Below are 26,110 nucleotides of genomic sequence, written 5' to 3'. Positions count from 1 at the left end.
CATCAGACGCACTGCCGGGCAGCAGGCTCGGTCCTGCTGCCCGGACCTCCCACCGAATCGCACCGGAGACCGCCATCGCCACCACCGTGCCGCCCACCGCGACGACCGTCCCGGAGCTCCTCGACGCCCGGGCCACCGAACACCCTGACCACGTGGCGCTGCAGGTCGTCGGCGGCGGGGAACTGACGTACCGCCGCTGGCGCGAGGAGGCGCTGCGCGCCGCAGCCGGGCTGGCCGCGGCCGGGATCGGACCGGGCGACCGGGTGCTGCTCCGGTTCGCCAACGCGCGCTGGGAGCGGTACGCCGTGGGCTTCCTCGCCGTCCAGTACGCGGGCGGGGTGCCCGTACCGGTCCGCGAGGACCTGTCCGGGGCCGATGCCGCCGCCCTGGCCGAGCTGGCCGGAGCCCGTACGGTCCTGCGGGACGGTGAACCGACCGCCGTACCGGGGCCTGCGGAGCTGGACCTGGACACCCTGCTGGCGGCGCACCCCGAGCCGCCGGCCGGGCCGCCGCACCGGGTCGGCCCGGCCGACCCGGCCCAGGTGATCGGCACCTCCGGCACCACCGGCGCGCCCAAGGGCGTCCTCGCCGCACACGGAAACCTGACCGCCGGTCTGGCCACCCGGCCCCGCCGCCGCGCCTACGCGCACTCGCGGCACGCCCTGCACGCCTTCCCGATCGGGACCAACGCGGGCCAGGTGATGCTGCTGGGCGCGCTGACGGCCGCGCCCACCACGCTCAGCCTGCCGCGCTTCGACGCGGACCAGTTCGGCATCGCGGTCGAGAAGTTCGGGGTCGGCACCGCCTTCCTGGTGCCCTCGATGGCGATCGAACTGGTCAACGCGGGCACCGCCGGGCGGTACGACCTGAGCAGTCTGCGCCTGGTCAACTCCTCCGCCGCCGCGCTGCCCGTGCCGGTGGCGGCCGCGCTGGCCGCGGCGCTGCCGGGCGCGACGCTGGTCAACACCTACACCTCCGCCGAGGCCTCGCCCGCGCAGATCTCCACCGTCGTCGACACCCGCCGCCCCGGTTCGCTGGGCCGCCCCTCCGACCCCCGGGACCTGCGGATCCTCGACGCGGACGGGCACGCGCTGCCCGCCGGGCAGGTGGGCGAGGTCTGGCTGCGCCAGCCCGGACCGCCCCGCGGCTACCTCGGCGCCGACGGGGAGAGCGCGAGGGTGTTCCGGGACGGCTGGGTACGGATGGGCGACGTCGGACGCCTCGACGCGGACGGCTACCTGTACTTGGTCGACCGGGAGAGCGACGTCATCAAGAGCGGCGCGCTGAAGGTCTCCACCCTGCGGATCGAGGAGGTGCTGCACGAGCACCCAGCGGTCGCGGACGCCGCCGCGCTCGGCCTGCCGCACCCCGTGATGGGCTCCGTGCCGGTGGCGGTCGTGGTGGCCGGGCCCGGCGGGCTGGACCTGGACGAGCTGCGGCTGTTCCTGAGCGCCCGGCTCGGCAGGCCCGAACTGCCGGTACGGATCCTGCTCGCCGCCGGCCTGCCCAGGAATCCGAGCGGCAAGGTGGTCAAGCACCTGCTCCGCCCCCTCTTCGACGCGCCCCCGGAGCCCACCGGTCCGGCGGTCGCCCCGGCCACCCCGACGGAACTGCGCCTGGCGGGGCTCTGGCGGCGTCTCCTCGGACGGCCGGTCACCGACGTGGCCGCCGAGTTCTTCGCGCTCGGCGGCGACTCGTTCCGGGCGGTCCAGCTCGCCGCCGGCATCAGCGGCGAGTTCGGGGTCCCGACGGGCACCGCCGTGGTCTTCGAGCGGCCCTCGCTGCGCTCCCAGGCCGCTTGGGTGGACCACCCCGACCGGCGTGCGACCACTTCCGGCGGCGCGTCCGCCGGGACGGAGACGATGACACCGGACACGGTGGTACGGGACACCGTGGCACGAGACACCGCGGCACGGGACACGGTGGCACGAGAGACGGTGACGCCCTATCTGGCCGCGCTCCGCGCGCAGCCGCACGCGATCGCGCTCACCTCGCAGCAGGAGAACTTCTTCCGCTGGATGGCCGAGGCCCCCGGGCGGGACGCCGGCGCGGTGACGGCGCTCTTCCGGGTGACCGACCGGCTGGAGCCGGAAACGCTCGGCCTGGCGCTCACCGAGGCGGTCAGGCGCCATCCGGCGCTGCGGACCCGGTTCGAGGCGGCGGTCGACGGGGTCGTGCGGGCGGTGCTGGACGAGGAGCCCCGGGTGCGGATCACGCTGACCCGCGCCCCCGGGGCCACGGACGCGGAGGTGGACGCCCTGCTGCTGGCCGAACGCGACCGCCTCACCGACCTGGCCGCCGACCCGATGGCACGGCTCCTGGTGGTGAGCCGTTCGGAGACCGACCACGTGGTGCTGGTCGCGGTGCACCACATGGTCTCCGACGGCTGGTCGGTCGGTGTGCTGCTGGCCGACCTCGGGGTGTCCTACTCCGCACTGCGGCGCGGCCGGTCGGCCCCGCCGGCCCGCTCGGGCCCGGGCTACGAGGAGTTGGTGGAGTGGGCGAACGCGCACTGGCCGGCCTCCCGGGCCCACTTCGCGGCCGCGCTGGCCGGAGCCCCGCAGGCCCTGGAGCAGTTCGCCGGCCGCCGGGCGGTGGAGGAAGTCCTCACGCAGGGGCACGAGTTCGAGGTGCCGGCGTCGTTGGCCGAAGCCCTGCGGGCCAGGGCGGCCGAGCTGGGCGCGACCCCCTTCCTGGCCGTGACGGCGGCCTGGACCGGACTGCTGGCGCGCCGCAGCGGCCGTCCCGACCTGGTGGTGATGACCCCGGTGCCCGGCCGCCCGTGTCCGGACTCCGAGCGGACGGTCGGCTGCTTCGTACAGTCCCTGCTGCTCCGGGTGGACGCGAGCGGGGAACCCGGCTTCGCCGAACTCGTGGACCGCCTGCGGACCACGTACAGCGAGGCGCTGGACCACCAGCTGTACCCGTTCGCCGAGTTCAGCCCGTCCGTACCGTTCGCGGCCTGGCTGCGCTACGAGGCCTGGGCCGCGCCCGCCCAGCTGCCCGGCCTGACCTGCGCGCCCTGGGAGCTGCCCCGCGGAAGCACCGTGCCCTGGCCACTGCCGGGCGGGGACCGGGGCGTGCCCGAGCTGACCGTGGTCGAGCAGCCGGACGGCGGGCTGCGGTGCTGGCTGCAGTACAACGCGCTGGCCTTCGACCTCCCCGTGATCACCGAACTCGCCGGGGAGTTCACCGCCGCGCTGACGGCCGCGTGCGGCTGACGGGGTGCGGGCCCGGCCGACGGTGCGGGCCCGGCCGACGGGGTGCGGGCGGGGCGCCCCTACCGCGCCCCGCCCGCACCCCCGAAGCCGGGCCTCGCCCGGCGGTGCGTCCCGTCTGCTTCAGCCCCGTGTCAGCCGCACTGCAGGCTGCTCTGGGCGCTCGCGACGGCCGTGTCGAGCTTCTGCAGGTCCGGGGTGAGCTTGGTGAGGGCCTCGGCACCGGTGGTGTCGCCGGGCAGGTCCTCGTACGTCTTCTTCACGTCGTTGGTCGCGTTCTTGACCGCGTCCTTCTGGGCGGCGTTGAACTGCGCGGTGGACTCGGCGACGGTCTTCCAGTCGTCCTGGACGGCCTTGTGGGCGTCCTTGATCTGGTCCTTGGTGGCTGTCGCCGGGTCGAGCGCACGCAACTTCGCGTTGTCGGCCTTGAGTTCGGTCAGACTGCTGCACAGCTGCGTGGTCGCGTCGTCGGTGGGCCCCGCGGCGAAGGCCGAGGCGGCCCCGCCGGCCACGAGAAGCGCTGCGGCGGCCGTGCTCACGGCCGTGGCGAGAAGTCGATTCATCTGTGATGCACCCCTTCGGGGAAGACGCCCCCCGCGGTCCAGCCCCCACTCGTACCAAGCTGACACAGGGCCCCGGGGCCCGCATCCGCACGGCATACCCCCACCCCGTTCCCGTTCGGGATGAAGCCGCAGGTCAGACAGCGTGTACGGCCCCGCCGGAACGGGGGCCGCACTCAGCCGTGGGGTGGCCTGAACGTCCGGCGCCGGCGAGCGGGCACGCGTACTCCCATCGGGCCGTCCGGCAACGCCGCGCCCGCCCCCGACCGTCTCGCCTGCCTCGTCCGCCTCGCCGGACTCATCCAGACCGCGGCGCGCGCGGTCACCGGCAGGCGAGGGAGGCGTCCCCCTCCACATGCCGTACGTGTTGATCGGCAGCGGGCGGCGGCGCGGGAAGTTCATCGCGCCCGGCCTTCGGGGGCGCCCCCTGCGCATCGCCCCAACAGGGCTGTGGAGCAGCCCTGTTGGGGCATTCCCCTCAGCTACGGCGTGCGCAGGTCCAGGCCCCCATTCCCTGGATCCTGGCGAGCCTCCTCGCCGTGGCGATCTGCTCCGACTTCGTGGCGAGGTCGGCCCGTGGTGCGTACTTGCGGCCTCCGGCCGCCTTCCAGCTCGACTGGGTGAACTGCAGTCCGCCGTAATGGCCGTTGCCGGTGTTCGCCCGCCAGTTCCCGCCGGATTCACAGCGGGCGATGGCATCCCAGTCGGGGCCCTGTTTGGAGTGGACCGCGGCGGCGTGAGCCCCGGAGACGTCCAGGAGCGGAACCGCCAACACCATGACCAGGAAGAGCAGTTGACCGATCCTGCTCCGCCTTCGCCGGTCCTTCGAGTAGCGCGACATCAGTCCTCCTTCGCTGTTGGGGCCGTACCTGCCGCGAACAGCGGGCGGGCCCGCGTACGACCGTGCTCGGGTCGTGGCCACAGCACAGCACGGACCTGCCGACTTCCAGGCGCACTTACCACCCGCAAAGGGACAACGCCACCCGAACGGACGCTCTACGCCCCTCGCGCGGCCGCGTCCACCCTCGGACCGCCGCTCATCCGCGGCCCAGTGCGGAGCGGCCCGCGTAGCGTGCCGAGTCGCCCAGTTCCTCTTCAATCCGGATCAGCTGGTTGTACTTCGCCGTGCGGTCGGAGCGGGAGAGCGAGCCGGTCTTGATCTGACCGCAGCCGGTCGCGACCGCCAGGTCCGCGATGGTCGTGTCCTCCGTCTCACCCGAACGGTGGGACATGACGGCCGTCCAGCCCGCCCGGTGGGCCGTGGCCACCGCGGCCAGCGCCTCGGTCAGCGTGCCGATCTGATTGACCTTGATCAGGATCGAGTTGCCGGCGCCGGTGGCGATGCCTTCGCGCAGCAGCGTCTCGTTGGTGCAGAACAGGTCGTCGCCGGTCAGCTGGCAGCGGTCGCCGACGCGGGCGGTCAGCTCGCGCCAGCCGTCCCAGTCATTCTCCGCCATCGGGTCCTCGATGGAGAGGATCGGGTAGGCGTCGATGAGCTTGACCAGGTAGTCGACGTTCTCGGAGGGGGTGCGGCGCACCCCCTCGCCCGCGTAGTCGTAGACCCCGTCGCGGAAGAACTCCGACGACGCCGGGTCCATGATCAGGCCGATGTCCGTGCCGGGGCGGTAGCCGGTGCGCTCGATGGCGGCCATCACGAAGTCCAGCGCTTCCTCGGCGGAACGCAGCGCGGGCGCGAACCCGCCCTCGTCTCCGACTCCGGTGGAGTGACCGGCGGCCAGCAGATCCCGGCGCAGGGTGTGGAAGACCTCGCTGCCCATGCGGACGGCTTCGGCGAAGGTGTCCGCGCCCACGGGCGCGATCATGAACTCCTGGAAGTCCAGCGGGTTGTCGGCGTGGGCTCCGCCGTTGACGATGTTCATCATCGGCAGCGGCAGGAGGCGCGCGTCGGCTCCGCCGAGGTGGCGATAGAGGGGCAGGCGGCGGGCCGCCGCGGCGGCCTTCGCGGCGGCGAGGGAGACGCCGAGGATGGCATTGGCTCCGAGCCGGGACTTGGTGGCGGTGCCGTCGAGGGCGACCAGGGCGGCGTCGAGGCCGGCCTGGTCCGCCGCGTCCCGGCCGCGCACGGACGCCGCGATCTCCCCGTTGACGTGAGCCACCGCCTGATCGACACCCTTGCCGTGCCAGCGCGCGGAGTCTCCGTCGCGCAGCTCCACGGCCTCCCGGGCGCCGGTGGAGGCGCCGGAGGGGACGGCCGCGCGTCCCAGGGATCCGTCCGCCAGGACGACGTCGACCTCGACCGTGGGGTTGCCCCGGCTGTCGATGATCCGGCGAGCGGTCACGGTCTCGATGGCGGCGGCGATTTCGGTGGTTCCGACTGCCTGTGCGGACATGGGAGTCCCTCCCCGTTGTCGTGTTGCCGTGGCCCCGGCTGCGACAACGCTGGCGCTGAGCCCGACAAGCCAAACCATACAGCAAGACTGCACAGTTGTGCTGTACAGCCAGCCTGTACAGCATTACTGCGCAGATCAGGTGCACAGCTTTGCTGACCAACGGGGTAAAGTGCCCTATGCCCACCCCGGAAGCCGCCGCCATCGCCGCCGAACTACGCACCGCGATGGGCAAGCTCACCCGACGCGTCAAACACGAGGACCACATCCCGCTGGGCCAGATCGCCGTGCTCGGCGCACTCGACCGCGACGGCGCCATGACCACCAGCGATCTCGCCGCCGATCAGCGCGTACGCCCCCAGTCGATGGCCCGCGCCGTGGGACTCCTCCTGGAGCAGAACCTGATCACGCGCCGCGCGCACCCCACGGACGGCCGCAAGTCGCTGGTCGAGCTCTCAGACGCGGGGCGGGCCGCACTCGAAGCGGAGCGCGGCCGCAGGGCCGGCTGGCTCGCCCAGGCCATCGAGGCCGAACTCACAGATGAGGAAAGGGAGTTGCTGGCACGGAGCGCCGCCCTGCTGGAGCGGCTCGCCACCCGCTAGCGCCACCCTCGCGGCCTTCGCGGCCTTCGCGACCACCGGCGCCGTCCTCGCCGTCGACGAGAACGGAATCCGGCGATTTTCACCCTATTGCTGCATGTGGGCGACTGGTGATCTTGCTCGGGTTTTTCCGTGCTTATGATTCCCGCGCTATGACAGAAAGTCAGAATTGTCGAGGCTTACGCGCCTCGGCCGACGTGGTCGTGCTCGGTGCCGGCCCCGCCGGCCTGGTGCTCGCCAACCTCCTCCTCGCCGCCGGGATCGACTGCGTCGTTCTCGAACGCGCCGACCGCTCGCACGTCCAGACCCGGGCCCGGGCCGGCTTCCTCGCGCCGAACACCGTACGGATCCTGGACCGCCACGGCCTCGCCGACGGACTGCACCGGCACGGGCGTACGCACGGCACGTGCGAGTTCCGCACCGGGGACGGCAGCTTCCGGCTCGACTACGGCTCCTTGGGCCGGGGCGAGCAGCACACCGTCTACCCGCAGCAGAACCTGGTCACGGACCTCCTGGCGCACTATCTCGACGCCGGGGGCAGGATCCACTTCGCGACCGAGGCGCTGGCGGTCCACGACGCCGACGGCGCCCGGCCGTACGTCACCGCCCGGGAGCCGGACGGCCGCCCCGCGCGGTGGGACGCCCGGTACGTCGCCGGCTGCGACGGCCGCCACGGAGCCTCCCGCCGCTCGTTGCCGCCCGAGGCGGTCCGCCACCACCACGACCACGGAGTGAGCTGGCTCGGCCTGCTCGCCGAAGCTCCGCCCAGCCTCGACGCCGTCGGGTACGCCGTCCACGACCGCGGCTTCGCCGGCCACATGGCCCGTAGCCCGCAGGTCACGCGGTACTACCTCCAGTACCGGCGCGGCGTCCCAGCCGACGCCTGGTCCGAGGAGCGGATCTGGGACGAACTCGACCTGCGGATGCGCGCAGCGGAGCACGGTCCGCTGCACAGGGGGCCGATCATCGAGCGCGGCGTCGTCGACCTCGCCTGCGATGTGGTCGAACCGCTGCGCCACGGCTCGCTCCTGCTCGCCGGCGACGCCGCGAGCCTGACGGCGCCGGCCGCCGCGAAGGGCGCGAACCTCGCCGCACTGGAGGCGGAGATCTTGGGCGGAGCCCTCGCCGAGACCCTCGCCGGAGGGGACGGCGCAGCCCTCGACCGCTACTCGGCGCACTGCCTGGCGCACATCTGGCGCGCCCAGGAGTTCACCCAGTGGATGACCGGCCTGCTGCACGCGATCCCGGGCCCGGGCCCAGAGCGATCGGGCGGATCGTTCTTCCAGGCATCCCTGCGGCGTGCCCGCCTCGACTCCTTGCGCACCTCCCGCGCCCACCAGGACTGGTTCGCCGAGAACTACGTCGGCGTGTGACCGCCGCCCTCCCCCGCACCCTCCCCCTCCTCCCATCCTCTTCCCCTTGCCTCACCCTCCCCGTTCCCCGTGCCCTCCCCCTCCCCCCTTCCCCTTGCCGCACCCTCCCCATTCCCGGTGCCCTCCCGCCCGCGCCGCACCCCCGCACAGCCAGTCCGTCCACCGTGCCCGCTCCACCGGAGCACCCGCCCCCGCACCGCCCGAGGAACTCCGCGATGACGACGACCCTCCCCGCCGAAGCGACGCTCCCCGCCGGATCGCCGCCTCGTGGCGAAACGATGCTTCCCCTCGACACCATGCTCCCCGACGACACGGCCCGCCTGCGCGCGGCCGTCGCCTTCGTACGGGACCACGAGACCGCCACCCTGTTGCCCCTCCTGCTGCCCGGTCTGCGCGGCCCCGAACTGCGGTCCCTGGCCCCGCACTGCCGCTTCGCCCACGCCGGCCTGCTGCTCTTCCCCACCGACCCGCAGGACCTGCGCCGCCACCTCGCCGACTGCGGGCTCGCCGTCGACACCCCGTCCCAACCCAGCGTCGTCGTACGGGAACGGCTCGCCCGGCGCCACCGCCGTGACCTGGTGGAGCTCGACGTCCGCATCCTGCGACCCCGCGTCCACGGCCCGGCCGGAGAGCACCGCGCGGTGGAAGTGTTCGCCCTCACAGTGCCCGCGCACTCGGACCTGGAAGCGCTCGCCGCGCACGAACGCGCCCGGGGCCACGAGGCCCACCTGGCCCTCGAACTGGAGCATCCCGACCCGCTGGTCCTGCGCGGCCTGTGCGCGGTGCTCGGCCGACACGGCGCCCGCCCCGACGGCGGCGGCTACAACCCGCACGAGGACGGCACCGTCCTCTACTTCACCACCCCCGCGGCCGGAGCGTGCGGGTACCGCCGCCTGGAGCTCTACACGCCCGGCGACCACCGGGACGCCCTGGAGGACCACCTCCGCGCAGACCCGCGGGGGCGTACCGACGCGGGCCGGCCCGCCGAGGCGCTCCTGCGCCTCCTCACCGGAGCATGGACCACCCAGGCACTCGCCGCGTTCGCGCGCCTGGGTCTCCCCGACGCCATGGACCCGGACGCGGCCACCAGCACCCGGGAACTCGCCCGGCGCACCGCCACCCGCCCCGAGAACCTCGCCACGCTCCTGCGCTACCTCACGATGCTCGGCGCCGTGGCCGCGGAGCACACCGGGAACACCCGGCACACCGACCAGACCCGGCGCTCCGACGAAGAGGAAGGCTTCCGCCTCACCCCCCTCGGAGCCCTGCTCCGCGCGGACTCCCCGGACTCGATGCGCCCGCTGGCCCTGATGTACGCCGGCCCCTTCTACCGCTCCTTCGCCGCCCTCGACCACACCGTACGGACCGGGCTGCCCGCCTTCGACCACCTCTTCGGCGAGAACCACTTCGACCACTTCGCACGCGACCCCGAACTCGCCGACCTCTTCGACCGTTCCATGGGGGCCAGTTCGCGCATGTTCGAACCGCTCCCCGCCCACCCCGTGATCACCGCCGCGGCCCGGGCGTCCACCCCGCGGACCGTCGTCGACGTCGCCGGCGGCAACGGCGAACTCCTCGGGCGCGTCCTGACCGCGCACCCGACGCTGCGGGGCATGCTCTTGGAGCGCCCGCACGCCGTCGAGGCCGCTCGCCGCTCGCTCGACGCCGCCGGCTGCGGCGCGCGGTGCGGCTACCGCAGCGGCGACTTCGCCGACGTACCGCACGGCGGCGACGTGTACGTCCTCTCCCGCATCCTGCACGACTGGGACGACGACCGGTGCCGGGAGATCCTGAGCCACTGCGCCCGCGCGATGCCCGCCCACGCCGACCTGCTGGTCGTCGAGCGGCTGCTGCCCGCCGACGGTTCCCCCTCGCTGGCCACGGCCTGGGACCTCCACATGATGTGCAACGTCGGCGGTCGCGAACGCCGCCGCGAGCACTACGCCCGGCTCCTCGCCGACGCCGGACTGGAGCTGGTCGACCACACCCCCCTCCCCCTGGAGGCGTACGTCCTGCACGCCCGCAAGTCCGGTAGCCGAGGCCCGTCCGCCATTTCGCCGCGAAGTCCATCAGGCCATTCGGAGAATCGCGCCCTGCGTGTTCTCACACCGCTCCGGCTCACGGTGCGAAACCATACGGACGCCGAGACCCGTTCCGCGTACGGAAGCGGGCACGGTACTCGATCGAACCGAATCGAATCGGAAAAGCAGCGACAGGAAGAAGGACGGACGTGTCCGGCAGCGACAGCGAAAACCCAGCCATCCCCTCCCCCACCCCCGCGCCGGCCCGGCCCCGCGCGAACCGGGACTGGTGGCCGAACCAGCTGGACCTCCAGGTTCTCCTCCAGCCGTCCCCCGGCGCCAATCCGCTCGGTGCGGGCTTCGACTACGCGAAGGCGTTCTCCGCCCTGGACGTCGACGCGCTGAAGCGGGACGTCTTCGAAGTGATGACGACCTCGCAGGACTGGTGGCCCGCCGACTACGGCCACTACGGTCCGCTCTTCATCCGGATGAGCTGGCACGCCGCGGGCACGTACCGCATCGCCGACGGCCGGGGCGGTGGCGGATCGGGCGCCCAGCGTTTCGCCCCGCTCAACAGCTGGCCGGACAACGCCAGTCTCGACAAGGCGCGCCGGTTGCTCTGGCCGGTGAAACAGAAGTACGGCCGTAAGGTCTCATGGGCCGATCTTCTGGTTTTCGCCGGAAATTGCGCGATGGAATCCATGGGATTCGAAACGTTCGGATTCGGATTCGGGCGCGAGGACATCTGGGAGCCGGAGGAAATCTTCTGGGGGTCCGAAGACACCTGGCTCGGAGACGAGCGCTACAGCGGCGACAGGGAACTCACCGGTCCCTTCGGCGCCGTGCAGATGGGACTCATCTACGTCAACCCGGAAGGCCCCAACGGAAACCCGGATCCGATCGCGGCCGCCAAGGACATCCGTGAAACGTTCGCGCGCATGGCGATGAACGACGAGGAGACCGTCGCGCTCATCGTCGGCGGCCACACCTTCGGCAAGTGTCACGGCGCAGTCAGCCCCGAGTACATCGGTCCGGAACCGGAGGCCGCACCGATCGAGCAGCAGGGCTGCGGATGGAAGAACGCGGCCGGGAGCGGCGCGGGCCCCGACACGATCACGAGCGGCCTCGAAGGGGCGTGGACCTCCGAGCCGACGCGATGGGACAACGGCTACCTGGACAACCTGTTCCGGTACGACTGGGAGCTGACGACGAGCCCGGCCGGCGCGCAGCAGTGGGCTCCGACGGACCCCTCGGCCCGGGGCACCGTGCCCGACGCCCACGATCCGTCGAAGCGGCACGCTCCCATGATGCTGACCACGGACCTTTCCCTGAAGCTCGATCCGGTCTACGGGCCGATCGCGAAGAGCTTCCACGAGAACCCCGGCAAGCTCGCGGAGGCCTTCGCCAAGGCCTGGTACAAGCTGCTGCACCGTGACATGGGGCCCCTCTCCCGCTACCTCGGGCCGTGGATCCCGGCGCCTCAGCTGTGGCAGGACCCCGTGCCCGCGGTGGATCACGCCCTCGTCGGGAGCGCGGAGATCGCCGACCTCAAGGGCCGGATCCTCACCTCGGGGCTGTCCGTCCCCCAACTGGTCACCACCGCCTGGGCGTCGGCGGCCAGCTTCCGCGGCACCGACAAGCGGGGCGGGGCAAACGGGGCCCGGATCCGGCTCGCTCCGCAGAAGGACTGGGTGGTCAACGACCTGCCCGAGGTGGCGGAGGCCGTACGGACCCTCGACCGGATCCGGCAGGATTTCAATGCCTCCGCGGGCGGTGGGGTTCAGGTCTCCCTCGCCGACCTGATCGTGCTGGGCGGATGCGCGGCCGTCGAGCGGGCCGCCGGGAACGCCGGGCACCCCGTCACGGTCCCCTTCGCGCCGGGTCGCACGGACGCCTCGCAGGATCAGACCGACGTGGAGTCCTTCGCCGTGCTCGAACCCTCGGCCGACGGGTTCCGCAACTACCTGCGGCCCGGCGAGAAGCTGTCGCCGGAGACCCTCCTCCTGGACCGCGCCTTCATGCTGAACCTGACCGCGCCGGAGCTGACGGTTCTGGTGGGCGGGATGCGCGCGCTCGACACCGGCTTCCGTGGGGCCGCACACGGACTCCTGACCGACCGGCCGGGGACCCTGACCAACGACTTCTTCGTCAACCTGCTCGACATGGGGACGGAGTGGAAGGCTTCGGCCACGGCCGAGAACGTCTTCGAGGGCCGGAACCGCTCCACCGGCGAGGTCAGGTGGACCGCTACCGCGGTCGACCTCGTCTTCGGTTCGAACTCCCAGCTCCGAGCCGTCGCGGAGGTGTACGCGTCCGAGGACGGCGGGGAGGAGCTCGTACGCGATTTCGTGGCGGCGTGGGACAAGGTGATGAACCTCGACCGGTTCGACCTCGCCTGAGGACGTGTCCCGGCGGGCCGGGGGCCGGGGGCGGGGGCCGGGGGCGCTCAGGCCCCGTTCCCTCCCCGCGGCGCCGCGCTCGGCGCGCCGCCCGGGGAGGGCCCTTACCGGAATGGCGTAGCGCCTCTGGACCTCGTTCCGGACATCGACCAGCATGGACAAGAGGGACCGGCGGACGGGATGGGCACGCATGCGCGCCACTGAGGGCAACCAGGAGCATCCCTTCGCTGTCACGAACACGGCCGCGGCGCTGCTGGACGACGCCGGGACGATCGTCGCCTGGACTCCGGCCGCCGAAGCCCTCCTGGACCGCCCGTCCACGGACGTGTGCGGCCGGCCGGCGCGGGACCTCCTGGCGGACCCGGGCAGCTGGGAAGCGGTTCTGGCCCAGGGCGGGCGGGGAGAGCAGGAGGGACGGGAGGGGTGGCAGGGGTGGGAGGGACGCGCCACCCTGCGGCACGGCTCCGGGCGCACCCTGGAGATCGAGTTTCGCGTCGTCCCGCTGGACGGCGGGGAGGGAAGGGAGCGCGGGAAGGGCGGTGACACGGCCCGCCGGCTCGTGCTCGCCTCGCCCCTGGAGCAGGTCTCCCGATGGCGGCAGGACCACGCCTTCACGCACGAACTGTTCCTCCAGGGCCGAGTGGGCCTCGCCCTCTTCGACGCGGACCTGCGCCTGCTCCGGACGAACACGCACCTGCTGCCCTACACCGGGGTGCCCGTCGACCTGAAAGGCCTGCGCCTGGGCGACTTCCTGCGGGCCGAGGACGCGGGGATCATCGAGGACCGGCTGCGCGGGGTCCTGCGCAGCGGAAACCCCCTGACCGGTTTCAGCACGACCGCCCGCACCCTGCAGGACTCCCGGGGTGGCCGGGTCGTGACCATCCAGGCGTTCCGGCTGCAGGAACCCGACGGACATCCGATGGGCGTGGCGGCGGTGTTCACCGACGTCACCGACCACGAGCGGTCGCGCGGGCGACTGGACCTGCTGTACCGCGCGACCGGAGCACTGGGCGGTTCGCTGTCCGTCCCGCGCACCGTCGAGGACTTGGTCGGCATCCTGGCGCCGGGGCTCGGAGACTGCGCCGCGGTGGATCTCTCGGAGACCGTTCTGACGGGCGGTGAACCGGCCGCCGACGGGCATCCCGCGCAGCCGCTGATCCGGATGGCCGCGGCCGGAGCGGAATCGGACGTGCCGCGTACGGCTACGGTCCATTTCGCGGCTCCTCGCGCCGCACCCGACCCGACCGCGCCCGCGGCGCGGGAGTGCCGGGGGGAACTGATCACCGGCCTCGGGACCCGCTCCACCGGGCCCGGGAACGAGGGCGAGGGCGGGGATGAGGGCGGGGACGAGGACGACGCCGCGCCGGAGTGGGCCACTGCCGTCCCGGGTGCGCATTCGGCGATGACGGCGCCGCTGAGCGCACGGGGCATCGTGTTCGGAAGGATCACGATCTGGCGCACGGGGGACGCTCCCCCGCTGGACGAGGACGACCTCGCGCTCCTGGAGGAGATCGCGGCCCGTGCGGCCGTGGCCGTGGACAACGCGCGGCGGTACACCAAGGAGCGCCGTACCGCCGTGGGCCTGCAGCGCAGCCTGCTGCCCCCGGCCACCGCGGAGACGCCCGCGCTGGAGGCCGCCGGTCTCTACCTGCCCGCCGACGCGGACAGTGGAGTGGGTGGCGACTGGTTCGACGTCATCCCCCTGTCGTCGGCCCGCGTCGCCCTGGTCGTCGGGGACGTCACCGGTCACGGGCTGCACGCCACGGCCATGATGGGGCGCCTGCGCAGCGCCGTACGCGCGATGGCGGACCTGGAGCTGGAACCCGAGGAACTGCTGGCGCACGTGGACGACATGGTCCTGCAGGTCGTCGCCGAGGGCGACAGCGAGGACTCGGACGAGGGCGACGCGGGCACGCTGCTGCGCATCGGACCGGCCGGCGCCACCTGCCTGTACGCCGTCTACGACCCGGTGACCGGAAAGTGCGTCATGGCGAGCGCCGGGCACCCGCCGCCGGCCGTGGTCAGCCCGGACGGAACCGTGGAGTACGTCGAGCTGAGCCCCGGCCCGCCCCTGGGGGTCGGTGGCTGGCCCTTCGAGCCGGTCGAACGCGATCTGCCGCCGGGGAGCGTCCTCGCCCTGTACACCGACGGCCTGATCGAACGCGGAGAGGGCGACATCGACGAGGGGATGCGCGACCTGGCGGACCGCCTGTTGCGTACGGACGTACTCGGCCGGCCGCTGCGCCGGGCCCGGCACGACATCGTGGAGGGGCTGCCGCCGGGCCGGCTGAGGGACGACGTCACGCTCCTGCTGGCCCGTACCCGCATGGTCGATGCCGACTCCCTCGCGACCTGGTGGCTCGACGCCGACCCGGCGATCGTCGCAGAGGCCCGCCGTCTCGTCCTGGATCAGCTGACCGCCTGGGAACTCGACGAGCTCGCCTTCAGCACGGAGCTCATCGCCAGCGAGCTCGTCACCAACGCCATTCGTCACGCCGGCGGCCCGGTCCGGCTCCGGCTGATCCGGGCGGACACCCTGACCTGCGAGGTCTCGGACTCCAGCAACACGCAGCCGAGGATGCGGCGCGCGCGGAACCACGAGGAGGGCGGCCGCGGCCTGTACATCGTCGCCCAGCTCTCGCACCGCTGGGGCAGCCGCTACACCGTGGAGGGAAAGACCGTCTGGTCCGAGCAGAGCCTGCCCCCACCTTGACGGTTCCGCCGGGTACGGGGGCCGCCGGGTAGGGGCCGCCGGCCGGACCGTGGCTTGCGGGGTGGTGGCCGCTGCCCCATAGTCCGGAGTATGGACGCGCGCGAGGCAGCGCTCCGCCAGGCACACGGCCATGCCGTCCGCTGGCTCGCGAGCCTGAACGACCGCCCGGTTCCCGCCCGCGCCTCGGTCGAGGAGATCGTGCGCGCGCTCGGCACCGACCTGCCCGAGGCCCCCAGCCCGCCCGCCGAGGTCGTCGACCTGCTCGCCACGGCGTGCGAGCCGGGACTCACCGCGTTCCCCAGTGGCCGCTTCTACGGGTTCGTGGTCGGTGGCACCGAACCGGCCGCGCTCGCCACGGACTGGCTCGTCAGCGCCTGGGACCAGAACTGCGTGATGCGCGCCGCCTCACCCGCGTACGCGGCGGTGGAGGAGGTCGCCGGTGCGTGGCTGCTGGATCTCCTCGGCCTGCCGGACACCAGCGCCGTCGGCTTCACCACGGGAGCCACGATGGCCAATTTCACCTGCCTCGCCGCCGGGCGCGACGCGGTGCTGCGGCGCGCGGGCTGGAACGTGGCCCGCGACGGGCTCACGGGCGGGCCGGCCGTACGCGTCCTCGCGGGCGAGGACCGCCACATGGCCGTCGACCTGGCGCTTCGCTACCTGGGACTCGGCCGGCCCGAACTGGTGTCGGCGGACCGGCAGGGACGCATCGAGCCCGCGGCCCTGCGACGAGCCCTGGCATCCGGCGGGCGGCGCCCCACGATCGTGGTCCTGCAGGCCGGAGACATCCACTCCGGGGCCTTCGACCCCTTCGCCGAGGCGATCGGCGCCGCTCGCGAGGCGGACGCGTGGGTGCACGTCGACGGCGCCTTCGGACTGTGGGCGGCCGCGTCCCCCCGGTACGCGCACCTGACGGCGGACTGCGCGGACGCCGACTCCTGGGCGACGGACGCCCACAAGACCTTGAACGTTCCCTACGACTGCGGCCTGGCCGTCGTGCGCGACCCGTCGGCGGTCCGGTCGGCGATGGGTCTGCGCGGCGACTACCTCATCCAGGACGAGCAGGGCGACCCCATCGACAAGGTCCCCGAACTCTCCCGCCGCGGGCGGGCCTTTACCGTGTGGGCGGCCCTCAGGTCCCTCGGCCGGTCGGGCGTGGCCGACCTCGTCGACCGGCTGTGCCGGCACGCTTCGGCGTTCGCCACCGGGATCGCCGGGACGGACGGCGCGACCGTCCTCAACGATGTGGTGTTCACCCAGGTCTGCGCCGGGTTCGGCGACGACGAGCGCACGGAACGGGTGCTCACCCGGCTGCTCGACGACGGCACGGCGTGGATCAGCGGCTCCACCTGGCGCGGGCGGCGCGTCATGCGCATCTCGGTGAGCAACTGGTTGACGACCGACGACGACGTGAGGCGCGCGCTCGACGCGATCCGGCGCGCGGCCGCCGGCGCCTGACGCGGATCCCGTGACCAGGGCCGGGTGCGGCGGGGCCAGGCAGGCTAGGCAGGACGGGCAGGCCAGGCAGGACGGGCAGGACGGGCGGTCGAATCGGTCCGCCAGCGCGCCGCGCCTCCGTTCGGTGGATACCCTGACAAATGTGATCGAGTCTGGACCACCGCGGCGCCGTAGGCGCCCAGGCCCGGGAAGGCTTGTGCGGCTGTCGCCGGTCGTCCTGACCGTCGTCATCGCCGCCCTGGCCTACACGACTCCGCCGGACATGGCCTTCAGTCGCCTCCTCCCCGCGGCGCCGGCCCTGGCCGCCGCCATGTGGCCGGTCCTCCCCACGGTCCTGCTCGGGACGGTCTGTCTCCTTCTGATGATCGGCCTCAGCCTCGTCTTCCCCGATCTGGGAACGTGGTGGACGGCCTCGGGAATCATCGCGGTCACCGTGGCCGCCGCGTACGGAAGCCACGTCCGGCTCCAGCGGGAGCGCACCCTCTTCCAGGTACGGCTGGTCGCCGACGCCGCGCAGCAGGTGGTGCTGAGCCCCATGCCGCACCGCCTGGGCACCATCGAGATCGAGTCCCTGTACCTCGCGGCCGCGGCGGAGGCCCGCATCGGCGGGGATTTCTACGAGGTGGTCGACACGCCGTACGGGATCAGACTGCTCATCGGTGACGTGCGGGGCAAGGGCCTGCCGGCCGTGGGGGCGGCCGCGACGATCGTCAACGCCTTCCGGGAGGCGGCGTACGGCGAGAGCGACCTGGTCGACGTCGCCCGCAGGCTGGACGCCAGCAGCACCCGTTACAACGCCGCCTTTCCCCCGGAGGGGGCGATGGAGCGCTTCGCCACGGCCCTTCTCGTCCAGATCCCGCACGAGGGCGGACGCATCGGCATCCTCAACTGCGGGCACCCCCCGCCGATGCTCCTGCACCGCGGACGGCTTCGCGTACTGGAGTCCGCGGATCCCTCGCCGCTGATCAGCCTCGCGGAGCTCGTCGGCGACCACTACACCGTGGACGCCTACGATTTCGCACCCGGCGACCTGCTGCTGCTCTATACCGACGGGATCGCCGAGGCCCGCGCCCGCGACGGCGAGTTCTTCCCCCTGGCGGCCTGGATGCTCCGGCAGCCGACGACACCGCCCCGCGAGCTGCTCACGGCCCTTCACCGCGATCTTCTGCGTTACAGGCGGGGGCGCCTCGACGACGACGTCGCCGCCCTCGCCGTACGCCGGAGCGAGCTCTGAGCCCGCCCGCTCAGTGGTCCGGCAGCGGCTGCTCCGACCAGATGATCTTCCCGGTGGGCGTGTAACGGGTGCCCCATCGGCCGCCGATCTGGGCCACCAGGAAGAGCCCGCGCCCCCCTTCGTCGGTGGTCGCGGCGTACCGCAGGTGGGGTGCGGTACTGCTTCCGTCGGAGACTTCGCAGGTCAGCAGCCTGCCGTCGTTCAGCAGCCGGACACGGACCGGTGCGCTGCCGTGCCGGATGGCGTTGGTGACGAGCTCGCTCAGTACGAGTTCCGTACCGAAGGCGAGCTCGGACAGGCCCCATTCGTCGAGCTTCTCCACGGCGCGGGCCCGCACGCCCCCCACCGCCGTCGGCTCGAACGGCACCTCCCAGTCGGCGATGCGGTCCGCGCCCAGCGCGTGCGTCTGCGCGATGAGGACGGCCACGTCGTCCCGCGGGCGCACCGGCATCAGCTCCTTCAGGACCGCGCGGCAGGTCTCGTGGGGCCCCGGGCCGGCGTGGGAGAGTGCCGAGCGGAGCAGCTCCAGGCCCTCGTCGATGTCGCGCCCCGGGTCCTCGATCAGGCCGTCGGTGTAGAGCACCAGCTGCGAGCCCTCGCTCAGGTCCAGCTCCGCCGACTCGAAGGGGAACCCGCCCAGCCCCAGCGGGGCGCCCGGGGGCAGGTCGGGCATCTCCGCCGATCCGTCGGGACGCACCACGAACGGTGGCACGTGCCCCGCGCGGGCCATCGTGCACCGCTGGGTCACCGCGTCGTACACGGCGTACAGGCAGGTCGCCCCGATCAGTTCGCCGTCGTTGACGCCGCCCTCCCCGCTCTGGTCGATGTACTGGACGAGGTCGTCGAGGCGCGCCAGCAGTTCGTCGGGGGGAAGGTCCAGGGACGAGAAGTTGAGTACGGCCGTCCGCAGCTGGCCCATGGTCGCCGCGGCGCGCAGTCCGTGGCCGACGACGTCGCCCACGACCAGGGCGACCCGGCTGCCGGGCAGCGGGATCACGTCGAACCAGTCGCCGCCGACCCCGGAGTGGGCGGGCAGGTAGTAGTGCGCCACCTCCACGGCGCTCTGTTCGGGCAGCTCGCGCGGCAGCAGGCTGTGCTGGAGCGTCACGGCCAGTGCGTGCTCGCGGGTGTAGCGGCGGGCGTTGTCGATGGTGACGCCCGCCCGTGCCACGAGCTCCTCGGCGAGCGAGAGGTCGTCTTCGTTGAAGGGTTCGGGCTTGCGCGAGCGCCAGAAATTGGCCACGCCGAGCGTGACCCCGCGGGCCGTGAGGGGGGCGGTGATCAGGGAGTGGATCCCGAAGTCGACGATCTCCCGGGCCCGGCGTGGGTCCTGGGCGTGCCAGCCGGGCGCGTCGGCGAGGTCGGCCACCACCTCGGCCCGGCCGCTGGCGAAGCCGCGGGCCTGTGGTGTGGAGGGCAGGAAGTCGATCAGCCTGCCGCGCGGGTAGAGGGGCGAGTCGTCGCGGATGCCGCTGACCCCGGTACGGCGCAGGTCCGAGTCCGGGGCGGGCTCGTCCCCGTGGAGCACGGTCTCGGCCAGGTCCACGGTGGCGAAGTCCGCGAAGCGCGGTACGGCGACGTCGGCGAGCTCTTGGGCCGTCCGCTCCACGTCGAGGGTCGTGCCGATGCCGGTGCCGGCGTCGTACAGCAGCTTCAGCCGTCTGTGGGCCGCGTCGGCCCGTGCGCTGAGCACGCGCAATTCGGTGGAGTCACGGATGGTGACGGCCGCGCCCTCGGGTCCGCCGCCGGGCCGGGTCGGCCGCTGGCTGATCACCAGCAGCCGGTCCCCGGCCTCGTGCACCTCGTCGGTGGCTTCCCGACCGGACAGCAGGAGCTCGGACACCTGCCGGTCGAGGCCGGGCAGGTCGCGGATGAGGGCCCCTTCCGCACCGGGGGAAAGCCGCAGGAGCCGCTTCGCCTCGTCGTTCGCGAGCAGCAGCCGCCCCGCGCCGTCGGTGATCAGCACTCCCTCGCGGACGGAGTGCAGCACCGCGTCGTGGTGCTCGTACATCCGGGTCATCTCCAGGGGGCCCAGGCCGTGGGTCTGGCGCCGGAGGCGTCTGCTGATCAGTGCCGCGCCCCCGGTGGCCAGGGCGAGGCCGGTCGCGGCGAGACCGAGGATCACGGGGAGTTGCCGGTCGACCGCTCCGGTGAGGTTCTTGACGGTGAGACCGGCCGATACCAGTGCCACGACCCGGCCGTCGTCGGAGAACACCGGCACCACGGCCTGGATCTCGTTGCCCAGCGGACCATCGACGCTCTCGATGTACACCTGACCTGCGAGCGAGGGCGCGATCGTCCCCACGAACCGCTTGCCGATGCGGTCCGGCAGGGGGTGGGTGTAGCGGATCCCCTCGGTGTCCATCACGACGATGAAGTCCACCCCCGTGGCCTTGCGCGTGGACTCGGCGAGGGGCTGGAGGATCGCGGAGGGGTCGGGTGAGCGCAGGGCCTCCTGCAGCCCGAGCGAGCGGGCGAAGGTCTCGGCGACCGCCACGGACCGGCTGCGGGCCTCGCGGTCGATGTCGTGGCGCGACTGGAGCACCAGGGCCAGCACCGCACCGGCTGCGAGCAGCACCACGACCGCCACCTGCAGGACGAACACCTGGCGGGCGACGCTTCGCGGGCGATTGGCGCTCAGTGACCGCACCGACGTCCCCGGTACGGGTTACAAGGAGAGGTCACAAACCAGTTGTAGCACTGCCGACCGCCCGTCGTGGGGTAGGAAGGCCGTGCCGGGCGAGGTACCTGCCCGGCACGTGATGCCGAGCGGGAGGTCACCGCCCCGTGCCGCCGCGAGCGGGCCGCCGTCGGGAACCGGAACCGCCGTCCGGCGGCCGCCGTCAGGAACCGGAACCGCCGTCCGGCCCGGGCGGCAGCACCGCGTCCAGCCTGCGCCGCAGGTGGGCGCGTTCCGGCTCGGTGCCGGCCAGGTCGAGTGCTTCCCGGTAGGCCGCCGCGGCCTCCGGCAGCCGGCCGAGCCGGTGCAGGAGGTCCCCCCGGGCGGCCGGGTAGGGGTGGTGGCCGCGCAGCTGCTGCTCGCCGGCGAGGTCGTCGAGCAGGGTCAGGCCGGCTTGCGGGCCGTCGCGCATGGCCACCGCCACCGCCCGGTTCAGCGCCACGACGGGGGACGCGGTGAGCGCGAGCAAGACGTCGTAGAGCGCGACGACCTGCGGCCAGTCGGTGGTGTCGAGATCGGCGGCCTCGTCGTGCAGGGCGGCGATGGCGGCCTGCACCCCGTACGGACCGGGTGGACCCCCGGTCAGGGCGCGGACCACCAGGCCCTGGCCCTCCTCGATCATCGACCGGTCCCAGCGGCCGCGGTCCTGGTCGTCGAGCAGCACGAGCTCGCCGTCCGGTCCGGTGCGGGCATCGCGTCTGGCGTGGATCAGGAGCATCAGCGCGAGCAGGCCGGCGACCTCCCGCTCGGCGGGCAGCAGCCGGCGCAGGATCCGCGCCAGCCCAATGGCCTCCTCGGCCAGGTCGAGCCGTTGCAGCCGCGGGCCCGAACTGGCCGCGTACCCCTCGGTGAAGACCGAGTAGACGACCTGGAGCACTCCGGGCAGTCGCTCGGGCAGCTCGTCGGCGCCGGGTACCCGGAAGGGGATGCGCGCCTCGCGGATCTTCCTCTTGGCCCGCACGATCCGCTGCGCCATCGTCGCGGGCGGCACCAGGAAGGCACGCGCCACCTCGGGCGTCGTCAGACCGGCCAGGCAGCGCAGGGTCAGGGCCGTGCGGTCCTCGGCCGCGAGCGCGGGGTGGGCGCACGTGAAGAACATCTGCAAGCGCTCGTCCGGCAGCCCGCCGTCGGCGTCCGCGGGCGGGGCCGGGTCGGCCCGCTCCGCCTCCACCTGAAGGACGGCTAGCCGGGCGGCGTACGCCTGGTCCCGACGCAGGCGGTCGACGGCCTTGCGCCGGGCCGTGGTCAGCAGCCAGGCCCCGGGTCTGGCCGGAACACCCTCGACGGGCCAGTGCACCAGAGCCGCCTCGACCGCCTCCGAGGTGACCTCTTCGGCCAGGTCGAGGTCGCCGAAGCGGCGGACGAGGGAGGCGAGGAGCCGGCCGCGCTCCTCCCGGAACACCGCCTCCACGGACGATCTGGCGGAAGACCGGTGGACGGACCCGACGGACCCGACGGACCCGACGGACCCGACGGGCCCGTCGGACGGGTCGCACCCGGCGGTTCCCTCGTCTCCGATGCCCTCGTCCCTGAGGCCCTCGTCCACGATTCCCTCGTCCCCCACCGTCAGGCCCCGAAATCGGCGATCGGGCGGACCACGACCGACCCGCTGCCGCGCGCGCCGGGGCAGCGGGCGGCCCAGTCGAGCGCCACGTCCAGGTCCGGTACGTCGATGACGTAGAACCCGCCGAGCACCTCGCGGGTCTCGGCGAACGGCCCGTCGGTGACGGCCCGCCTGCCGTCCTGGCCGACCCGCACCGTCGTGGCGGTGACCAGGTCCGCGAGCGATTCCCCGGACACCCAGATCCCGGCCTCCCTGACCTCCTTGTCGTAGACCATCCAGTCCTCGACGGTGCACTCGGCGGCGCCGCCGTCCTCGGCGATCGCACCAGCGTTGATCAGCAGCATGTACTTCATGGTCCGGCTCCTATCAGGCCCTGTCGGGCCTGTCGTTTCCTGGTGCGGCGGGTGGCCGCACACCATGACGACGAACGGGGCGGGGCCGGATCGACACCGCTCCCGAGATTCTTTTCCGAGACGCACCCCTCGGCCGTGCCGCCGCTCCGGCGATCGGCCTGACGGCGGCACGACCGTCCTGCCCTGGGTCCGCCGGCGAGGCTCAGCCCGGCCCGGATGCGGGGCGGCGGCGGCGGCACCGGCCGGAGGAGCCCACGCTCCACCCCACGTCAGGTAGCGGAACCGGCCCCCGCGCCGCCCGTGGACGTGATCCCACCCCGCCACGTACCTGCCACCCACCCGCCACCCGCCCTGCGACCTGAGAGGGAGTCCCGGAACACCCGCGAGGAGCGCGGGTTCTGCCCGCACTGCCACACGCCATGCGGGCAGAAGTCCGTGATGCTGTGGTAGAGCGGCCTGGTTTCCTCGATCCATTCCAGCATGCGCCGCACGTACTCGGGGTTGTCGCCGTGCCGGAACAGCCCCCACTCGGGGTACGAGGTGTCCTTGCCGTGCGCCCTGGCGAAATCGACCTGGTGCCGCAGTCCGTAGGGCTGGGACACCTGCTCGTCGAAGGTCCGGCCGGGTTCCTGGTCGTACGAGTCCATCCCGACGACATCGACCACGTCGTCACCCGGGTAGCACCGGGTCCACGCGATCGCGTCACCGCCGCGGTTGGGGGCGAAGTCGAAACGGAAGTCCTGCCCCGCGACGGAGCGCATGGCGGCCACGATGCGCCGCCAGTACTTCTTCCAGTTCTCGGGGTCGGGCCGGCACCGGTGGGTGTAGTCGAAGCCGTTCATCTCCCAGCCGAGCACGATCACGGTGTCCGGCACGCCGAGGTCGACCAGGCGCTCGGCCAGCCGCCGGAAGTGGTGGTCGTACGTGCCCCGCGCACCGCTGCGGATCAGCTCGGCGACCCGGGCGTCGGTCAAGCGGGCCTCGTTGCGCTCCTGCATGGGCACGTTCAGGACGAACAGCCGGTCGGCTCTCGCGTTGCGCCACCGCGCCCAGGTGCGCAGGGAATCGGGCGCCCCCTCGATGTTCGCCCAGGTGTCCCCCGGCAGATAGGTGTGCCCGGCACGCAGCTCCGTACCCCCGAGCCAGCGCGAGAGCTCCTGCATCCGCTCGACGCCCGGCGATCCGTAGTGCAGGTAGGCACCCACCGCGACCTCGCTCCCGGCCCGCGTGCCGGGGTCCTGGCGCGGCGGCGTCGGGCCGCCCCGGGCGCCCCCGGTCAGGAGCAGGCCGACGGCGACCGTGGTCGCGCAGACACCCGCCAGCAAGCCGCCTCGACGGGACATGACACCTCCACGAGCCGCACGCACCGATGTCTCTGCCAGCGACGTTAGGCATCTCATCCGATGTACGGCCTGTCCGGTGTCCCGATGCTGGGCCATTCGCGGCAGCCACCCGCCCCCGCTTGACCCGACCAGGTGAAACCTCACCATGCGCCCGGCCCGGGCCGTCGGCGGCGGCACCGGCACTGCGCCAACCCGGCGACGTGTCACGGCCGCACACCGACGGACACCACCTCATGCCAGAGTCCGGCATACGGTCGAGTGACCGGCCGACCCCCGCCGCCGGCGCCGGAACAGGAGCAGCCCATGCCCGTGCGTCTCTACGCCCAGACCCCGGCACGGCGGAACCGACAGATCCTCGCGGACCTGTTCGCCGTCCTGCTGATCGCCGCCGCGGTGACGTTCGCCCTGACCGTCCACGGCGCGATCATGCGGCTGGCCGAACCCGGACGCAAGGTCGAGCGCTCCGGCGAAGGCCTCGCCGACGCCCTCACCGAAGCCGGCGACACCGCCTCCGGCGTGCCGCTCGTCGGCGACCTCCTGAGGAAACCGTTCCGGTCCGCGGCGGACGCCGGCACCGGACTCGCCGACGCGGGACAGTCGCTGCAGGACGTCGTCAGCCAGGTGGCCACCCTGGCCACGCTCGCCCTGATCGTTCTCCCCGTGGCCTTCGTCCTGCTGCTGTGGCTGCCCCTGCGCGTGCGCTGGATGCGCCGCAGCGCGGCCATCCGGGACCTCCTCGACGCACCCGGAGGCGCCGACCTGCTCGCCCTGCGCGCCCTCACCGGACCGCCGCGCGCCCTCTCCGCGGTCCCCACCCCCGCGGGCGGACTCGCCGACGCCTGGCGCCGCGGCGACCCGCACGTCATCGCCGATCTGTCCGAGATCGCCCTCAGGCGGGCGGGCCTGAAGCCCTGAGGGGCGCGGCAGGCGCGCGGGGTCGAACCGGAAGGAGCGGAGCGGTCACCTGGACATCCTGCGCGAGATGCCCGACGGCACGGCCGGCCCCTGGATACGGGGGCCGGCCGTTCGGGCGGCGTCCGGCTTCGGGCTATCGGCTGAGCGACTTCAGGGCCGCCGCGTCGTACGGCTTGAGCTCGTCGAAGCGGTTGCCCAGGACCTTCGCCGCCCAGTGCGGGTCCTGGAGCAGCGCCCGGCCGACGGCGACCATGTCGAACTCCTCCCGCTCCATGCGGTCCAGGAGGTTGTCGATGTCGCCGAGCGCCGCGCCTTCGCCGGCGAAGGCGCGGAGGAAGTCGCCGTCGAGGCCGACCGAGCCGACGGTGATGGCCGGCCGGCCGGTGAGCTTCTTGGTCCAGCCCGCCAGGTTCAGGTCCGAGCCCTCGAACTCCGGGATCCAGTAGCGCCGGGTGGAGGCGTGGAACGCGTCCACCCCGGCCGCCGTCAGCGGTGCCAGGATCGCTTCCAGCTCCTCCGGGGTCCGCGCGAGCCGCCCGTCGTAGGCCTCCTGCTTCCACTGGGAGAAGCGGAAGATCACCGGGAACTCGGCCGCGACGCGCTCGCGCACCGCGGCGACGACCTCCGCGGCGAACTTCGTGCGGGCCACCGCGTCGCCGCCGTAGGCGTCGGTGCGGCGGTTGGTCCGCTCCCACAGGAACTGGTCGATCAGGTAGCCGTGGGCGCCGTGCAGTTCGACACCGTCGAAGCCGATCCGCTCCGCCGCCGCCGCCGCGTCCGCGAACGCGCCGATGACTTCGTCGAGGTCGGCGCGGGTCATCGCCTTGCCCGTCCCCTCGGTGCCGTCGACGCGGATGCCGGAGGGCCCCACGGCGGGGGCCTCGGCGTACGGTGCCTCGCCCTGGTTGCGCACCATGCCTATGTGCCACAGCTGGGGCACGATGGTGCCGCCCGACTCGTGCACGGCCGCGGCGACCTTCGCCCACCCCGCCAGCTGGTCCTCGCCGTGGAACCGCGGGACCCGGTCGCTCTGCCCGGCGGAGTCGTGACCGACGTAGGTGCCCTCGGTGACGATCAGGCCGACACCCGCCGCGGCCCGGCTGGCGTAGTACGCCCGCACGTCCTCACCGGGCACGCCGCCGGGGGAGAACATCCGCGTCATCGGCGCCATCGCGATGCGGTTGGGGACGGTCAGGCCGTTCAGTTCGACGGGCCGGGACAGGATCTCGGCCGCGCGGGAGGCAGGGGACGTGGTGACGGTCATGCGGGTCCTCCGGGTTGAGCTGCGGCTCGCCGGATGACGACGAGAAGTGCATAGTACACACGCTATGT

The 26,110-nt window shown here is 73.1% G+C and carries 16 protein-coding genes and 1 pseudogene; 9 read left to right on the top strand and 8 right to left on the bottom strand.

Going from position 1 to position 26,110, the window contains the following annotated elements; genetic code table 11:
* Positions 1 to 86: 86 nt before the first annotated feature.
* Positions 87 to 3,221 carry an AMP-binding protein gene (locus ACIQV3_RS01710; protein WP_403708656.1) on the top strand — a complete coding sequence of 1,045 codons (3,135 nt, stop codon included), beginning with the start codon at positions 87 to 89 and terminating at the stop codon, positions 3,219 to 3,221.
* A 131-nt stretch (positions 3,222 to 3,352) separates the two neighbouring features.
* Here the strand turns inward: ACIQV3_RS01710 and ACIQV3_RS01705 are convergent, their stop codons facing one another.
* The 3 genes from ACIQV3_RS01705 to eno all read right to left on the bottom strand — a co-directional run bounded on the left by ACIQV3_RS01705 (position 3,353) and on the right by eno (position 6,129).
* On the bottom strand, positions 3,353 to 3,781 hold the full coding sequence (locus tag ACIQV3_RS01705) for a hypothetical protein (RefSeq protein ID WP_403708654.1): 429 nt from the start codon (positions 3,779 to 3,781) through the stop codon (positions 3,353 to 3,355).
* A 475-nt stretch (positions 3,782 to 4,256) separates the two neighbouring features.
* Complete coding sequence (locus ACIQV3_RS01700; protein ID WP_403708652.1) at positions 4,257 to 4,619, bottom strand: transglycosylase family protein; 363 nt, start codon at positions 4,617 to 4,619, stop codon at positions 4,257 to 4,259.
* Positions 4,620 to 4,815: 196 nt separating this feature from the next.
* The gene (eno, locus tag ACIQV3_RS01695; protein ID WP_403708650.1) at positions 4,816 to 6,129 is read right to left on the bottom strand and encodes a phosphopyruvate hydratase; all 1,314 of its coding nucleotides are present in this window, start codon (positions 6,127 to 6,129) and stop codon (positions 4,816 to 4,818) included.
* A 176-nt stretch (positions 6,130 to 6,305) separates the two neighbouring features.
* On the opposite strand from eno, the gene ACIQV3_RS01690 reads away from it, so the two are divergent.
* The 7 genes and pseudogenes from ACIQV3_RS01690 to ACIQV3_RS01660 all read left to right on the top strand — a co-directional run bounded on the left by ACIQV3_RS01690 (position 6,306) and on the right by ACIQV3_RS01660 (position 17,923).
* Positions 6,306 to 6,728 (top strand): MarR family winged helix-turn-helix transcriptional regulator, encoded by a 423-nt coding sequence (locus ACIQV3_RS01690; RefSeq protein ID WP_403708648.1) that lies wholly within the window; start codon positions 6,306 to 6,308, stop codon positions 6,726 to 6,728.
* 149 nt (positions 6,729 to 6,877) lie between these two features.
* The gene (locus ACIQV3_RS01685) at positions 6,878 to 8,098 is read left to right on the top strand and encodes a 4-hydroxybenzoate 3-monooxygenase (protein ID WP_403708646.1); all 1,221 of its coding nucleotides are present in this window, start codon (positions 6,878 to 6,880) and stop codon (positions 8,096 to 8,098) included.
* A 215-nt stretch (positions 8,099 to 8,313) separates the two neighbouring features.
* Positions 8,314 to 10,056, top strand: a pseudogene (locus ACIQV3_RS01680) (methyltransferase); the annotation flags it as partial.
* A 272-nt stretch (positions 10,057 to 10,328) separates the two neighbouring features.
* The gene (gene katG, locus ACIQV3_RS01675; protein WP_403708644.1) at positions 10,329 to 12,518 is read left to right on the top strand and encodes a catalase/peroxidase HPI; all 2,190 of its coding nucleotides are present in this window, start codon (positions 10,329 to 10,331) and stop codon (positions 12,516 to 12,518) included.
* A 190-nt stretch (positions 12,519 to 12,708) separates the two neighbouring features.
* Positions 12,709 to 15,231, top strand: a complete 2,523-nt coding sequence (locus tag ACIQV3_RS01670) for a SpoIIE family protein phosphatase (RefSeq protein WP_403708642.1) — start codon at positions 12,709 to 12,711, stop codon at positions 15,229 to 15,231.
* 90 nt (positions 15,232 to 15,321) lie between these two features.
* Complete coding sequence (locus ACIQV3_RS01665) at positions 15,322 to 16,689, top strand: pyridoxal phosphate-dependent decarboxylase family protein (protein ID WP_403708640.1); 1,368 nt, start codon at positions 15,322 to 15,324, stop codon at positions 16,687 to 16,689.
* 196 nt (positions 16,690 to 16,885) lie between these two features.
* Complete coding sequence (locus tag ACIQV3_RS01660; RefSeq protein ID WP_403708638.1) at positions 16,886 to 17,923, top strand: PP2C family protein-serine/threonine phosphatase; 1,038 nt, start codon at positions 16,886 to 16,888, stop codon at positions 17,921 to 17,923.
* Positions 17,924 to 17,933: 10 nt separating this feature from the next.
* Here the strand turns inward: ACIQV3_RS01660 and ACIQV3_RS01655 are convergent, their stop codons facing one another.
* The 4 genes from ACIQV3_RS01655 to ACIQV3_RS01640 all read right to left on the bottom strand — a co-directional run bounded on the left by ACIQV3_RS01655 (position 17,934) and on the right by ACIQV3_RS01640 (position 23,863).
* Positions 17,934 to 20,528 (bottom strand): SpoIIE family protein phosphatase, encoded by a 2,595-nt coding sequence (locus ACIQV3_RS01655; RefSeq protein WP_403708636.1) that lies wholly within the window; start codon positions 20,526 to 20,528, stop codon positions 17,934 to 17,936.
* A gap of 238 nt (positions 20,529 to 20,766) precedes the next feature.
* Positions 20,767 to 22,014 (bottom strand): RNA polymerase sigma factor, encoded by a 1,248-nt coding sequence (locus tag ACIQV3_RS01650; protein WP_403709142.1) that lies wholly within the window; start codon positions 22,012 to 22,014, stop codon positions 20,767 to 20,769.
* 155 nt (positions 22,015 to 22,169) lie between these two features.
* Positions 22,170 to 22,520: a YciI family protein gene (locus ACIQV3_RS01645; RefSeq protein ID WP_403708634.1), complete on the bottom strand. Its 351-nt coding sequence runs from the start codon at positions 22,518 to 22,520 to the stop codon at positions 22,170 to 22,172.
* Positions 22,521 to 22,789: 269 nt separating this feature from the next.
* Positions 22,790 to 23,863, bottom strand: coding sequence for a glycosyl hydrolase (locus tag ACIQV3_RS01640; RefSeq protein ID WP_403708632.1), 1,074 nt, complete (start codon positions 23,861 to 23,863; stop codon positions 22,790 to 22,792).
* 303 nt (positions 23,864 to 24,166) lie between these two features.
* On the opposite strand from ACIQV3_RS01640, the gene ACIQV3_RS01635 reads away from it, so the two are divergent.
* A complete protein-coding gene (locus ACIQV3_RS01635; RefSeq protein ID WP_403708630.1) occupies positions 24,167 to 24,778 on the top strand; it encodes a hypothetical protein in 612 nt (203 codons plus the stop codon).
* A 133-nt stretch (positions 24,779 to 24,911) separates the two neighbouring features.
* On the opposite strand, the gene ACIQV3_RS01630 is transcribed toward ACIQV3_RS01635, so the two are convergent.
* Positions 24,912 to 26,042 carry an NADH:flavin oxidoreductase gene (locus tag ACIQV3_RS01630; protein WP_403708628.1) on the bottom strand — a complete coding sequence of 377 codons (1,131 nt, stop codon included), beginning with the start codon at positions 26,040 to 26,042 and terminating at the stop codon, positions 24,912 to 24,914.
* Positions 26,043 to 26,110: the final 68 nt, after the last annotated feature.

Origin of the sequence: Streptomyces sp. NPDC099050, from assembly GCF_044759865.1 — a bacterium.
GTDB lineage: Bacteria > Actinomycetota > Actinomycetes > Streptomycetales > Streptomycetaceae > Streptomyces.
Note: the sequence above shows the minus strand (reverse complement) of the source record. Positions and strands in the feature narration are given on the sequence as shown.

Excerpts from the sequence above, each read along its gene's own strand:
- ACIQV3_RS01705 (WP_403708654.1), bottom strand. The coding sequence starts at position 3,781 with ATGAATCGACTTCTCGCCACGGCCGTGAGCACGGCCGCCGCAGCGCTT.
- ACIQV3_RS01700 (WP_403708652.1), bottom strand. The coding sequence starts at position 4,619 with ATGTCGCGCTACTCGAAGGACCGGCGAAGGCGGAGCAGGATCGGTCAA.
- eno (WP_403708650.1), bottom strand. The coding sequence starts at position 6,129 with ATGTCCGCACAGGCAGTCGGAACCACCGAAATCGCCGCCGCCATCGAG.
- ACIQV3_RS01690 (WP_403708648.1), top strand. The coding sequence starts at position 6,306 with ATGCCCACCCCGGAAGCCGCCGCCATCGCCGCCGAACTACGCACCGCG.
- ACIQV3_RS01685 (WP_403708646.1), top strand. The coding sequence starts at position 6,878 with ATGACAGAAAGTCAGAATTGTCGAGGCTTACGCGCCTCGGCCGACGTG.
- ACIQV3_RS01670 (WP_403708642.1), top strand. The coding sequence starts at position 12,709 with ATGCGCGCCACTGAGGGCAACCAGGAGCATCCCTTCGCTGTCACGAAC.
- ACIQV3_RS01665 (WP_403708640.1), top strand. The coding sequence starts at position 15,322 with ATGGACGCGCGCGAGGCAGCGCTCCGCCAGGCACACGGCCATGCCGTC.
- ACIQV3_RS01645 (WP_403708634.1), bottom strand. The coding sequence starts at position 22,520 with ATGAAGTACATGCTGCTGATCAACGCTGGTGCGATCGCCGAGGACGGC.
- ACIQV3_RS01640 (WP_403708632.1), bottom strand. The coding sequence starts at position 23,863 with ATGTCCCGTCGAGGCGGCTTGCTGGCGGGTGTCTGCGCGACCACGGTC.
- ACIQV3_RS01635 (WP_403708630.1), top strand. The coding sequence starts at position 24,167 with ATGCCCGTGCGTCTCTACGCCCAGACCCCGGCACGGCGGAACCGACAG.
- ACIQV3_RS01630 (WP_403708628.1), bottom strand. The coding sequence starts at position 26,042 with ATGACCGTCACCACGTCCCCTGCCTCCCGCGCGGCCGAGATCCTGTCC.